A 13,078-nucleotide genomic window follows, 5' to 3' on the forward strand; every position below is an offset into this window, starting at 1 on the left:
CAAACCTAGTGCAATTAATCGTACAATAAATCGTACAATTAATTGCACTAAAGCCCGTACAATATGCCGCAGCGAGCTGCAGGTTTGTCGTGACATATTTGTGGATATTGGACGCTCTGGTCATGGAAACTCTGATCTTGTAAGTCAATGGCCTCATAGAAATGCTATGATATACCATTTCCGTGAAACAGTTTAGTATTCGCTACATCAAATCACATCTTTATTGTGTCACTGCGGGATCTTATGGATAGCAAGGTGTTGATCAAGACAGATAATATCGGTTTCAAAACGGCCGATCGCCAGATTTTGCAACAGATCGATCTGGAGTTGCGGCAGGGCCAGCTGTTGACCCTGATCGGTCCCAATGGTGCCGGCAAAACCACATTGGTGCGCATTGTACTTGGTCTGCTGCAGCCGCATTCCGGCACCCTGCAACGGTCGGCGGGACTGCGCATTGGCTATATGCCGCAGAAACTGTTTATTGAGCCGACCCTGCCATTGACGGTCCGCCGGTTTCTGCAACTGGCCGCGCCGGGGCGAAAGCAGTCAGTGGAACCACTGCTGGACGAGGTGCGCATCGTGCATTTGATGGATCAGCAGGTGTCCGCCCTGTCCGGCGGCGAGCTGCAGCGTGTCCTGCTGGCCCGTGCACTGAGCCAGTCACCGCAGCTGCTGGTGCTGGACGAACCGGCACAAGGCGTTGATGTCACCGGACAGGTGGAACTGTATCAATTGATTAACGGTATCCGCGACCGCCACGGCTGTGGCGTCCTGATGGTGTCACACGACCTGCACCTGGTGATGGCCACCACAGATGAGGTTATCTGCCTGAATCAACATGTCTGCTGCCATGGCAAACCCGAACACGTGAGCAATGACCCGGCATATCTGGCTTTATTTGGCCGCCGCGAAGCCGAAACGCTGGCGGTTTATACCCACCATCATAACCACAGCCATGATCTAACCGGTGATGTCAGCCAGGACGCGCACACCGATGCCTGCTCCCATACCATTGCCGACCGGAACGCAGATAACAAGGATCATAACCATGGCTGATTTCATGGTATACGCGTTAATTGCCGGTCTGTTCATTGCCGTTGTTGCCGGCCCGCTGGGTTGTTTTGTGGTGTGGCGACGCATGTCCTACTTTGGTGACACGCTGGCACATTCCTCGCTTCTGGGCGTGGCACTGGCCATATTGTTCAGCATCAACCTGCAGCTGGCCATCATTACCAGCTGCGCGGTATTCGCCGGTGTTCTGCTGTTGTTGGAGCGGCGTCAGCTGCTGGCCACCGACACCTTACTGGGCATTATTGCCCACAGCACCCTGGCTTTTGGTCTGCTGGTGCTCTCGCTGTCGGATATGGTGCAGGTAAATCTGATGGCGTTTCTGTTCGGGGATCTGCTGACGGTGACCCCCACCGACCTGATCTGGATTGTCAGCAGCTGTGTGGTCACAGCCGCGCTGTTGCTGTATTTCTGGGATCAGTTTCTGGCTTTGACGGTACATCGGGAGCTGGCGCAGATTGAAGGCATTGCCGTTGACCGGCTGTACGCCCTGCTGGTTCTGCTGATCGCGCTGCTGATTGCCGTGGCCATGAAAATCGTTGGTGTGTTGCTGATCACATCCTTGCTGATCATTCCGGCGGCAGCGGCACGCCGGGTGGCCAATACGCCGGAGCAGATGGCGGTGGGGGCAGCCATCGCAGGCTGCCTGTCCGTACTGGGAGGGATGACAATGTCGTATTTCTGGGATACGCCGGCGGGGCCGTCGATTGTTGCCACTGCCTGTTGTCTGTTTATTCTGCTGTACCTGAAACCGGCACCGCGCTAAAAACTACCTGCGTTGCCAATCCTTCGTTAAAAATGGCCTCAAAATGCTCATTTACTAGGTGTAAACTGCGCTTTTTCGGCCATTTTTGCCTCGACTTGGCGGCCTCGCCAACGTTTTTCAACTACCTCGGCTTTGGCTTCCTGCGTCGCTCTACCTCCTGCATCCATGCAGTCGTCGGGTTTAGCTTCACTGTGTTGAAAATCAGATGGTCTGGCGGATGATCTGATAGGCTTCCAGAATATTGGCGCGACGAATATTGGGTTCGAGGAAGCCGCGGTACTGGCCCTGTGGGTCTATCAGCAGAATGTTGCCACTGTGGTCGACCATGAATTCGTTACTTTCGCCGCCGTCTTCAGCGGGTACCGGCATGACACCGTGAGAGATATACAGGTCCCGGGCCAGGCGTGACACTTCGGAATACTCGCCGTTTACGCCCAGAAAGTCCTCGTGATATGCCGACATATACTGAGCAATCTGTGCGGTATCGTCGCGGAACGGATCCACACTGATCATGACCACCTGGGTATCGGCCTGATAGGGGCCTGCAGCCAGATCACGGTAAAAGCCGGTCAGCTCGTTCATGGTCAGCGGACAGATGTCGGGACAATTGGTGAAACCAAAAAATATCATGCTCCATTTACCCTGCAGCGTTTGCTCGGTAAAAGGCTCACCGTGATGATCGACCAGACTGAAAGGTTCGAACGCCACCGGCTCTTCGTACACCATGGCTCCGATTTCACGCAGCTCTTCCTGCGACACCTCGGCAGCATTGTTGCCGGCGTAACGATAGAAAGTGACCACCAGCACCAGGGCAACCCACAGCAGGCACACAATCAGTGTGATCTTGATATTTCTCTTCATAATTTGACGCCTGTAAAACGTGTGTCAGGTAAACAGATAGTGATCGACCAGCAGCACCGGGAACAAGACCATAAGGTAAACGATTGAGTATTTGAATGTGTCCATCGCTGTTGAGGCCTTGGGACGGTACATCAGCATCAGTGACCACCACAGGAAACCGCCGCCCAGCAACAGCGCTGCCACCAGATACAGCGGGCCACTCATGCCGATCAGCCAGGGCAGGACACTCACCAGGATCATGATGACGGTGTAGAGAATGATGTGGATCTTGGTCAGGTGCTCGCCATGAGTCACGGGCAGCATGGGTATACCGGTTTTGGCATATTCATCCTTGCGGTGAATGGCCAGTGCCCAGAAATGCGGCGGGGTCCAGGCAAAAATGATCAGCACCAGAATCAGCGCGCCCGGCTCAATGGTGCCGGTGACCGCCGCCCAGCCCAGCAGGGGCGGCATGGCGCCGGACAACCCGCCAATGACAATATTCTGCGGCGTCGCACGTTTCAGATAACCGGTATAAATGAAGGCGTAACCAATAAAGGAGGCCAGCGTCAGCCAGGCACTCAGCGCATTGACCCAGAACAGCATGATTACCATGCCCGCAATACCGATAGCGGCAGCGAATGCCGCCGCCTGCTTTGGTTCAACCCGGCCCTGGGGCATGGGCCGGTTGTGGGTGCGACGCATGACCGCATCCACCTTGCGATCAATCAGGTGATTGACCACGGCACCCGAGCCCGCTACCAGCGCAATACCCAGGTTGCCCAGAATCAGAATATCCAGAGGCACCATGCCAGGCACCGCCAGAAACATCCCCACCATTGAGGTCAGTATCATCAACATGACCACCCGGGGCTTGCACATCTCGTAGTAGTCGCGCCAGCTGGCTGTCTGTTTCCGCGTAAGCTCTGTCACAAGGCTCTCTCTTTTGCGAAGATCCACCAGGCATAATATCAGGGCGGGATCAGGGCTGAGTTTGTCAATGAGGGTTGGTAATTGTACCGCAAAACCCGATTTTAGCGAAAAAAATGAGGACAATTAATTCTTACCGGAGTAAATTGAAGCCATGCACGGTCTAAAAACAGTCACGCTGTGCTCATTGGTCTGAGTTCATGAGTAGTCATTTGGACTGATAGATGTACGAACGGCGATCCCATAATTAGAAAGGAGAAGCTAGATGAAATGTATCTATTATCTGTCACCAACACTCAAAAGCACGCATCAGATTTCCGATGATCTGCATGCCATTGGTGTCGACGACTGGTTCCTGCATATACACAGCAAGGATGAAAGCGGGCTGGTCAAAGAGCATTTGCATTCCAGCAACTATCTCGAGTCACTGGATTTCATTCGTGAGGGCTTCATTGGCGCAGCGCTCGGTTTTGTCGCCGGCCTGGCAATGGCAGGGCTGGCGTCAGTCACGGATCCCTTTGGCACACCCATCCCCTGGATTGGGTATGCCGCCATTGTTTTCCTGGTGACCTGTTTTGGCGCCTGGGTTGGTGGCCTGACCGGTGTCATGCAAACGAACAAAAAAATTGCTCATTTCCATGAGGACATCAAGGCCGGCAAATATCTGGTCCTTATTTACGCCAAGGAACATCAGGTCAGCAAGATTCAGGAAATGATGAAACAGAAGCATTCCGAAGCAATATTTGCTGCTGTTGACCCGCACTTTCTCAACCCGTTTGCAGACCTGCAAATGGTCCGTGCATAAATGCGGCCCTGACCGCTGGAGCTGTTGCACTGGTTTAAACAATGCTATACGATCCTGAGAAGTAGGCGGCGCCTGTCGCCGCCTGCTCCGCTCGATTGATTGATGTTACACGTTGAGTACCCACCGGAAGATAAAAATAAAAGGAGGGAGCGACGTTGTGAACGTACTTAGTCGTACTGTTCGTAGTCAACTGCGTGACTGCAACACTCATACCCGGATGATCCCGCTGTGTCGGGTTCCGCGGTCTTTTATTATCTTTCGCTATACAGTTGCTGTATCCACTGTTGTCCGTGCTCGCACTTTCACAAGGATATCCCGCGTATGGCTATTGCTGTTGTTATTGTCCTGTTGGTCGTCGGCTCTGTTGTTTTCCATTTTGTCAGCCCCTGGTGGTTTACTGAAATCGCATCGCACTGGACCAGTGTCGATTTCACCATTGAGCTGACATTCTGGGTGACCGGGGCCGTTTTTGTTGCTGTGAACCTGTTCCTGGCCTACAGCGTCTATCGTTATCGCCAGCGCAAAGGTGAAAACAACAGAGCAGTTTACGAACCGGAGAACGCCCGGCTTGAAACCGGCCTGACGGTGCTAACAACGCTCGGCGTCGCAGCCATGCTGGCACCCGGCCTGTTTGTGTGGGCTCAGTTTGTATCGGTGCCGGAAGAAGCAACAGAATTTGAAGCCTTCGGGTCACAATGGCAGTGGGCCTTCCGCTACCCGGGTGACGATGGCGTGCTGGGCACCGCTGATATCGAGCACATCACCGAAACCAACCCCTGGGGTATCAACCCCCAGGATCCCAATGGCCAGGATGACCGGATCGTCAAAAAACCCTACATGATGCTGCCTGTCGACCAGCCGGTGAAAGCCCTGCTGCGCTCGCGCGACGTTCTGCATAACTACACAGTGCCACAGTTTCGCATCAAGATGGACATGGTACCGGGCATGGTGTCTTACTTGTGGCTGACACCAACACGCACGGGTGTCTTTGATATTCTGTGTGAGCAATATTGCGGCCTGGGCCATCACATCATGCGCGCCCGGGTTGAAGTCGCCGAAGCTGATCAGTATGCCACCTGGCTGCAGGATCAGCCGACATTCGCGGAAACCCAGGCGCGCGAAGACGCCGATGTGACGGCGGGCCAGCAAGCGTACACGGTTTGCGCCAGCTGCCACGGGCAGGAAGGTGAAGGCAACCAGGCCATGAACGCGCCCAAACTTGCCGGCCTGCAACCCTGGTACATTGATCGCCAGCTGCGTTATTACCAGGAAGGTATTCGCGGCGCCCACGAAGACGATCAATTCGGCCGCATGATGGCACCGATGGCAAATATGGTGGCATCGCCCGAAGCTCGCGCCAATGTTTCTGCCTATATTGCTTCCCTGTCAGACGAGCCAGCAGCCATCACCATGTCCGAAGGTGATCCGGCGCGCGGCATGCGCATCTACAGCGCCAACTGTGCGTCCTGCCACGGTGACGATGGCCAGGGCAGCTGGGCGACCGACGCCCCGGCGCTTGCAGGCATGGATGACTGGTATCTTGCCAATCAACTGCAGAATTATCGCGACGGCATCCGCGGGGCTCATCGCGAAGACGATTATGGCTACCAGATGACATCGATGGTGAAAGCGATGCGCACTGAGGAACAGCAGAACGATGTGATCAGTTACATCAATACCCTGCGATAGTGGTGAGCAGCAAAACGAATTTTAAAAAACAAATATAGATAACCGCAGGTTCGGTTGATACCGGGAGGACGTTTACATGGCATATGTTCCATTAGCGGACCAGGATGATGCTCACGCACTGCACGACCCGCAGAGTTTTGTGACCAAGTATATCTGGAGTCAGGATCACAAGGTCATTGCAATACAGTATGGTGGTGTTGCGATTTTTGTTGGTCTGATTGCCTTGGGGCTGTCCATTCTGATGCGCCTGCAACTGGGCTTCCCGGACACCATCAGCTGGATTGACCCTGCATTCTATTACCAGGCCGTCACCATGCACGGCATGATCATGGTGATCTACCTGCTGACTGCGCTATTTCTCGGCGGGTTTGGTAATTACCTGATCCCCTTGATGTGCGGCACGCGGGACATGGTGTTTCCGTTTCTCAATATGCTCAGTTTCTGGTTTTACCTGGTATCCGTGATCATTCTGCTGGCGAGTTTCTTTGTGCCGGGCGGTCCCACCGGGGCCGGGTGGACTCTGTATGCACCGCAGTCAATTTCACATGGCACTCCGGGCAGCGAAGGCGGCATTCTGCTGATGCTGATCTCGCTGGCGGTGTTCATCATCGCCTTCACCATGGGCGGTCTGAACTATGTCACTACCATCCTGCAGGCGCGTACCCGCGGCCTGACCCTGATGCGACTGCCACTGTCAATCTGGGGCATCTTTACCGCAACGGTGCTGGGTTTATTTGCTTTTCCGGCGCTGCTGGTCAGCGCCATCATGATGGCATTTGATCTGGTGCTGGGCACCAGCTTCTTTATGCCGGCCATGATGGAACTGGGCACCCAGAATGATTACGAGGGCGGCAGCCCGATTCTCTTCCAGCATCTGTTCTGGTTCTTTGGTCATCCTGAAGTCTATATCGTAGCCTTGCCCGCATTCGGCCTGGTATCGGATGTCATCAGTACCCATGCCCGCAAAAACATCTTCGGGTATCGCATGATGGTGTGGGCCATCATCGCCATCGGCGGCCTGAGCTTCATGGTCTGGGCTCACCACATGTATGTCAGCGGCATGAATCCCTATTTCGGCTTCTTTTTTGCCACCACCACACTGGTGATCGCAATACCGACCGCGCTCAAGGTATACAACTGGGTGCTGACGCTGTGGCAGGGCAACATCCGGCTCAATACGCCGATGCTGTTTGCCATCGGGTTTATCTTTACCTTTGTTCATGGCGGCCTGACCGGTCTGTTCCTGGGCAACGTCGTCATTGACGTACCGCTGGCGGATACCTATTTCGTCGTTGCTCACTTCCATATGGTCATGGGTGTTTCTCCGGTGCTGGTGCTGTTCGCAGCCCTGTACCATTGGTATCCGAAAGTGACCGGTCGCATGTTCAATGAAACCATGGGCAAGGTACATTTCTGGTGTACCTTCCTGGGCACTTACGCAATCTATCTGCCCATGCACTACCTCGGTTTCCTGGGCGTGCCGCGACGTTATTACGAAATGGGTAACACTGACTTTATTCCGGAAACCGCGCAGGCGCTCAATGCCAATATCACGCTGGCAGCGATTTTTGTGGCCACGGCCCAGATCCTGTTCTTCATCAATATTTTCTGGAGCCTGAGGAACGGCGAGAAATCCGGTGGCAACCCGTGGGGCGCAACCACACTGGAATGGCAGACACCTGACACACCGCCCAAACACGGTAACTGGGGCGACGAGTTGCCTTCGGTATATCGCTGGGCGTATGACTACAGTGTGCCCGGTATGGAAAAGGACTTTATTCCGCAAAACGAACCCGGTATGGAATTTGAAAAACCCAGACAGCAGAAGGGGATGGAAGCGTTATGAGTTTTTATCGTGATGTCACTAAAAAGCCCTGGAACACTGTCGGCCTGCCTGAAGGTATAGAGCCGAGGCCGGCCTTCAACATGCCCAACGAAAAAGTGGCGCTGATATTTTTCGCCACCTGTGCCAGTGTGTTGTTCTCTTTGCTGGTGGTGTCCTACTTCATTCGCATGACGGTCGGGGACTGGGTGCCGCTGGCGACGCCATCGATGTTGTGGGTCAATACCGGCGCTCTGGCATTGAGCAGTGTCTGCTTTCACTTTGCTGTGCTTCAGTCACGCAAGACCGGCGCGGTTCGTTTTGGCTCCGGTGCAGGGCTGCTGTCACTGGCCGGTGGCCTGCTGGCGATTGTTTTTATTGCCGGACAGTACAGCGTATCGGAGCAACTGCTCGCCGCCGGTCATGGCTTGCGCGTCAACGCGGCCAATGCCTTTTTTTACCTGCTAACCGGTATTCACGTCATACATCTGCTTGGCGGCTTATGGGTCTGGGGCAAAGCCCAGGTCAGGCTGGCAATAGGTACTGATGCCAAGGATGCGCGCCTTAGCCTTGAGTTGTGCGCCTGGTACTGGCACTTCCTGCTCGTCATCTGGGCCATCCTGTTTTATCTGCTCGCCTCTACCTGATGACGCGATGGCCGCACTACGATTGAACACAAGAATAGACAGAAAAAGGAATCTATCATGAGTCACAGCAGCACAGTTGATGCAAGCGTCAGTGGCAGTGCGGCTCCCGCAGCCGATGGCGTGACCGGTTTCATAAACGATTGGTCCGCCGACAAACAGACATATCATGTGCCGTGGGGCAAGGCCATGATGTGGATATTCCTGGTCAGTGACACCTTCATCTTTTCCTGTTTCCTTGTCGGTTACATGACGGTTCGGATTTCAACCGCCGATCCGTGGCCATTGGCGACCGAGGTTTTTGCGCTGTCTTTTTTTGGCAGTGAACCGATTCCTCTCATCCTGATTGCGATCATGACCTTTGTGCTCATCACCAGTAGCGGGACCATGGCGCTGGCGGTCAATTATGGTTATCGAAAAGACAAGAAAAAGACGGTCATTCTGATGTGCGCCACTGCGGCACTGGGTGCCACATTTGTTGGCATGCAAGTGTATGAATGGTCAAAATTGATTGGTTATGGCGTCAGGCCCTGGGGTAATCCCTGGGGCGCTGATCAGTTCGGCTCGGTTTTTTACATGATCACCGGGTTCCATGGTTTGCATGTCACCGGGGGTGTCATTTACCTGCTGGTCGTCGCACGAAAAGTATGGCTTGGCCACTATGAGAAAAAAGGTTACGAGATTGTCGAAATCACCGGTCTGTACTGGCACTTTGTTGATCTGGTCTGGGTGTTCATCTTCGCTTTCTTTTATTTGTTATAGCGCCGGCGATCAGTCACCGATTTTTTGAAATTTGAGTTTAGCGCTGAAGGAGAACACACATGGCGTCAACAGCAAGCGGACCACAACAGCATCCTTTAAGTATCTATCTGAAGATCTGGACATTGCTCTTTGTATTGAGCCTGTTCAGCTATATGGTGGATTATTTTGATGTCCAGGGCGTCATGCGCTGGACATTGGTGCTGCTGTTCATGGCATTAAAAGCGGGTTTCATCCTCGCCATTTTCATGCACGTGGTGTGGGAGAGAATGGCGCTGGCGCTGACCATTCTTGGCCCGCCGACAATACTGCTATTGCTGATATTCTTTATGGCCATTGAAGGCAATTACACAGAAGACGCGCGCGTTCAGTACTTTGGTCAGGACGCTGACCGCAGCCCTCTGCATGTAGAGCATTGACAGAACTAGCCCAGGCTTGAGTGCCTTAACAGTCGGTCCAGATCGGTCTTGATGTCGTCGGTGGTATGGGACCCATCGTAGTACATCATGACGTTGCCGACCGGATCGACAAAGAACACATAGTCATCGGCCGACAGATCTATGTTCACACCTTTGGCAGCAAGATTTTCCTGCAGCAAAGCGACCGAAGAGTAGGCAATTCCCATGCTGGGAAATTCCTGACGAAAATGAGTTGCGGTTGACTGTGCAATAGGCGCCGTATCGGCATGCAGGTAATAACGGCGGACACGCTCGACGTTCTTGCCTAACGTGATATGTAACTGACGCAGATAGAATACACGCTCCTCACAGACCTCATCGCAGGCACCGGCGTTCACATAGACCATGAGCCAAGGCTGTGCATCGTAGTCCTCTTCACTTTCCAGGGTTGCGACAAATTCTTCAAAGCTGCTGAACATCGGGGCTCCGTCCGCGTCGGACATGCCCAGATCGGTGATGTCTGCCGGGGGCAGAATGAAGTTGCCCTTGTTGACGGTGCCACCACCAAATCCACCGGACTCGGTAGCGGCGCGGAAGGCAAAGGTTGCCATGGTGATCGGCACAAACGCAATCAGCAGCAGGAAGGCGAGTTTAAGCTTGCTGCGGGTCAGATCTTTCATGTCAAATCTCCGGACGTCTGAAACTGAAAATCAAATATAAAATAACAAGAACGACTGCCATGAAAAACCATTGCACGGCATAGGCACGATGCGTTTCCGGGCTCAGCGTCACCGGCTGCCAGTTTACTTGCTGCAAGCCGGGCGAACCAGTCTCCAGGCGTAAACTGTAGGGCAGAACAGGCTCGCCAAGCAGGGCAGACATCCGGGTGATGTCCAGGCTCTGGACGACACGTGGCCAGGGGTTGCGACCCACAGGTTCTTCGTCACCCAACACCAGGATATCACCGCCGGGGACATAGACAGTGCCCCGAATCACGGTCTCATCATCCATAACCGTGACATCTGGCAGCGTCTGCCGATCTGCCCCCTGCGCGACCCAGCCTCGGTTGACCAGCAACAGTCCGCTATCGGTCCGGAACGGTGTGATCAGTTCGTAACCAACGCGCGACTGATTAATGCGATTATCAAGCAGGAACTGCCGCGTATTATCATACTGCCCCGCTGCTTCAACCCTGAGCCACGCCAGCTCATCGGCTGACTGCCAGTTGATGTCAGCCAGGGCGCGCGGCGCCTCGGTAGCTCGCAGATCGTAGCTGTCCTGTGTTGCCCGCTTTTCCTGCTCCCGTGCGAGCTGCCAGAACCCAAGATAGACCAGCAAAGGCAGCATCAACAGCGTAAACAGCGTCAGTTTCCAGTTGAAGTGAAACACCATGACTCCTGTGTTGGTCGTCGGTTTCGGTTCGCCAGAACATCATGATCTGCTATCATGATGTTCTATTTCTTTTGCGGGATTAACAATGCTCAGAGCAATTATCGTCCTTCTTTTGCTTGCGATTGTGATCAGTCTTGTTGTTGGTTACGTTTTTTTCTACAAGGATCAGGGTCGCTCCAAACGGGTCATGTATGCGCTCGGCATTCGTGTCACGCTCGCGATCATTCTGATGATCTGCGTGTTCTACGGTGTCACCACCGGTCAACTGAACTTCGGCGCACCCTGGAGCTGATCCGGGAACAAGCCGTCACAGTATCAGAGGCAAAGAAGCAAAAAAAAGACGGCCCGTATCGCGAGCCGTCTTTTTTATTGTGTGCATGTTTCTTAAAAGGCTGGCTGCCTGCTCGCGACGAGCGGTTTACAGGCAGTATACAAAAATGAACAGCCCGACCCACACGACGTCAACAAAGTGCCAGTACCAGGCCGCAGCCTCAAAACCGAAGTGGTCATTGGGTTTGAAGTGACCTTTGATGGAGCGTATCAACATCACCAGCAGGATAAAGGTACCCAGCGTCACGTGGAAACCGTGGAAACCGGTCAACAGGAAGAACGTGGAACCGTAAATCCCGGAATCCAGTGTAATGCCGTAGTGGCCGTAGGCTTCAACGTACTCCAGCGCCTGCAGGCCAAGGAATATGATACCCAGACCAACCGTCACAAACATCCACTGAATCAGACGCTTGCGATTTTCTGCTTTAAGCGCCACGTGGGCAAAGTGCAGGGTGACAGACGATGTGATCAGGATGACCGTGTTCCAGAAGGGCAGGTAGCCGGCAAAGAACGCTGGCGTCCACTCTTTCACATTCAGACCGTCAATAGGGTTTCTGAATACAGTCGGATCCGGGTTGACCAGCAGCGGCCAGGCAGCCTGGAATTCCGGCCACAGGAATTCACCCGCGCTGCCTTTCTCGCCTTCACCGCCCAGCCAGGGCACAGACAGCGTGCGGACGTAGAACAGGGCGCCGAAGAAGGCTGCGAAGAACATGACCTCCGAGAAAATAAACCAGCTCATGCCCCAGACATAGGAGCGCTTGAGCTGCGCGCTGTTGAGGCCCGCATGGTTTTCGCGAATGGTGGTAGCAAACCACTGGAACAGAATGAAAGACAGTATCGTGAAGCCGATCAGGGCCGTCCACGTTGAGCCGGTGACGCTGACCCCGGCACTGATGTCATTCAATACGCCGCCCAGACCGTAAACCGTCAGGAACAGACCAATGGATGCAAAGAACGGAAATTTGCTCTGTTCCGGTACATAATAGGTTTCATGGGAGCTTTCGCTGGCCATCTTTATTCTCCAAAAAAAACAATATTATTGTCGTTTACAGTGTTGCCAATTCTTTCAGTGTTTTACTTTTAGCCGTGATGTCGTAAAGCGTATATGACAGGGTCAGCTTATTGATGTCCGAGGGCAATGCCGGATCAACAAAAAAGCGCAAAGGCATATCAGCCGACTCGCCTGGCTGCAGGATCTGCTCTTCAAAGCAGAAGCATTCCACCTTGTTGAGATGACCGGCAGCGGCGTTCGGCGCAACGCTGGGTATTGCCTGACCAACCATCACCTTGTCGGTGGTATTGGTCACTTTATAACTGATCATGTTGACTTCGCCTGGCTTGACCTTGACCTGAGTCGCACTGGGCGTGAAGCCCCACTGCATGTCAGCGTTCTCACGGGCAATAAACTGCACCGTGATCTCGCGGGTTTCGTCAATGATTTCGCCGGCTTCTGCCTGCACGGCAAGATTATTGGTCTTGCCGTTCAACCCGGTGATGTCACAAATCACATCGTACAGCGGTACCAGAGCAAACCCGAACGCAAACATGCCCACAACAGCAAACAACAACTTTGTTACCACAGTCTTGTTTTTAGCAGGTGCCTTGTCAGTTTTCATCGTTTTAACTCCGATA

Annotated in this window: 15 protein-coding genes; 9 read left to right on the forward strand and 6 right to left on the reverse strand. The window is 53.7% G+C overall.

Going from position 1 to position 13,078, the window contains the following annotated elements; translation table 11 throughout:
• Positions 1–243: 243 nt before the first annotated feature.
• Positions 244–1,056 (forward strand): zinc ABC transporter ATP-binding protein ZnuC, encoded by an 813-nt coding sequence (gene znuC / locus WD071_RS07945; protein ID WP_368047814.1) that lies wholly within the window; start codon positions 244–246, stop codon positions 1,054–1,056.
• Positions 1,049–1,834 (forward strand): zinc ABC transporter permease subunit ZnuB, encoded by a 786-nt coding sequence (gene znuB / locus WD071_RS07950; protein WP_368047815.1) that lies wholly within the window; start codon positions 1,049–1,051, stop codon positions 1,832–1,834. Before znuC ends, znuB begins: the two co-directional genes overlap by 8 nt.
• A gap of 201 nt (positions 1,835–2,035) precedes the next feature.
• Here the strand turns inward: znuB and WD071_RS07955 are convergent, their stop codons facing one another.
• Both WD071_RS07955 and cyoE read right to left on the reverse strand, forming a co-directional pair.
• Positions 2,036–2,695 (reverse strand): SCO family protein, encoded by a 660-nt coding sequence (locus tag WD071_RS07955; RefSeq protein ID WP_368047816.1) that lies wholly within the window; start codon positions 2,693–2,695, stop codon positions 2,036–2,038.
• A 24-nt stretch (positions 2,696–2,719) separates the two neighbouring features.
• Positions 2,720–3,607 carry a heme o synthase gene (cyoE, locus tag WD071_RS07960; RefSeq protein WP_368047817.1) on the reverse strand — a complete coding sequence of 296 codons (888 nt, stop codon included), beginning with the start codon at positions 3,605–3,607 and terminating at the stop codon, positions 2,720–2,722.
• A gap of 262 nt (positions 3,608–3,869) precedes the next feature.
• On the opposite strand from cyoE, the gene WD071_RS07965 reads away from it, so the two are divergent.
• The 6 genes from WD071_RS07965 (at position 3,870) to WD071_RS07990 (ending at position 9,742) form a co-directional block, all read left to right on the forward strand.
• Positions 3,870–4,409 (forward strand): hypothetical protein, encoded by a 540-nt coding sequence (locus tag WD071_RS07965; RefSeq protein ID WP_368047818.1) that lies wholly within the window; start codon positions 3,870–3,872, stop codon positions 4,407–4,409.
• 321 nt (positions 4,410–4,730) lie between these two features.
• Complete coding sequence (locus WD071_RS07970) at positions 4,731–6,098, forward strand: c-type cytochrome (RefSeq protein WP_368047819.1); 1,368 nt, start codon at positions 4,731–4,733, stop codon at positions 6,096–6,098.
• 76 nt (positions 6,099–6,174) lie between these two features.
• Positions 6,175–7,944, forward strand: a complete 1,770-nt coding sequence (locus WD071_RS07975; protein WP_368047820.1) for a cbb3-type cytochrome c oxidase subunit I — start codon at positions 6,175–6,177, stop codon at positions 7,942–7,944.
• Positions 7,941–8,567, forward strand: coding sequence for a cytochrome c oxidase subunit 3 (locus tag WD071_RS07980; RefSeq protein ID WP_368047821.1), 627 nt, complete (start codon positions 7,941–7,943; stop codon positions 8,565–8,567). Before WD071_RS07975 ends, WD071_RS07980 begins: the two co-directional genes overlap by 4 nt.
• A gap of 57 nt (positions 8,568–8,624) precedes the next feature.
• Positions 8,625–9,326, forward strand: coding sequence for a heme-copper oxidase subunit III family protein (locus WD071_RS07985; protein ID WP_368047822.1), 702 nt, complete (start codon positions 8,625–8,627; stop codon positions 9,324–9,326).
• A gap of 59 nt (positions 9,327–9,385) precedes the next feature.
• The gene (locus WD071_RS07990) at positions 9,386–9,742 is read left to right on the forward strand and encodes a cytochrome C oxidase subunit IV family protein (RefSeq protein WP_368047823.1); all 357 of its coding nucleotides are present in this window, start codon (positions 9,386–9,388) and stop codon (positions 9,740–9,742) included.
• A gap of 5 nt (positions 9,743–9,747) precedes the next feature.
• Here WD071_RS07990 and WD071_RS07995 read toward each other — a convergent pair whose 3' ends face one another.
• Together WD071_RS07995 and WD071_RS08000 are read right to left on the reverse strand one after the other, a co-directional pair.
• Positions 9,748–10,401, reverse strand: coding sequence for a hypothetical protein (locus WD071_RS07995; protein ID WP_368047824.1), 654 nt, complete (start codon positions 10,399–10,401; stop codon positions 9,748–9,750).
• A gap of 1 nt (position 10,402) precedes the next feature.
• Positions 10,403–11,113, reverse strand: a complete 711-nt coding sequence (locus WD071_RS08000; protein WP_368047825.1) for an SURF1 family protein — start codon at positions 11,111–11,113, stop codon at positions 10,403–10,405.
• Between the two features lie 85 nt (positions 11,114–11,198).
• Here WD071_RS08000 and WD071_RS08005 point away from each other — a divergent pair, with 85 nt between their 5' ends.
• Positions 11,199–11,405, forward strand: coding sequence for a DUF2909 domain-containing protein (locus tag WD071_RS08005; RefSeq protein ID WP_368047826.1), 207 nt, complete (start codon positions 11,199–11,201; stop codon positions 11,403–11,405).
• A 126-nt stretch (positions 11,406–11,531) separates the two neighbouring features.
• Here WD071_RS08005 and WD071_RS08010 read toward each other — a convergent pair whose 3' ends face one another.
• Positions 11,532–12,458 (reverse strand): cytochrome c oxidase subunit 3, encoded by a 927-nt coding sequence (locus WD071_RS08010; protein ID WP_368047827.1) that lies wholly within the window; start codon positions 12,456–12,458, stop codon positions 11,532–11,534.
• 34 nt (positions 12,459–12,492) lie between these two features.
• Positions 12,493–13,062 (reverse strand): cytochrome c oxidase assembly protein, encoded by a 570-nt coding sequence (locus WD071_RS08015; RefSeq protein WP_368047828.1) that lies wholly within the window; start codon positions 13,060–13,062, stop codon positions 12,493–12,495.
• Positions 13,063–13,078 lie beyond the last annotated feature (16 nt).

The organism is Pseudohongiella sp. (assembly GCF_040877505.1).
Taxonomy (GTDB): domain Bacteria; phylum Pseudomonadota; class Gammaproteobacteria; order Pseudomonadales; family Pseudohongiellaceae; genus Pseudohongiella.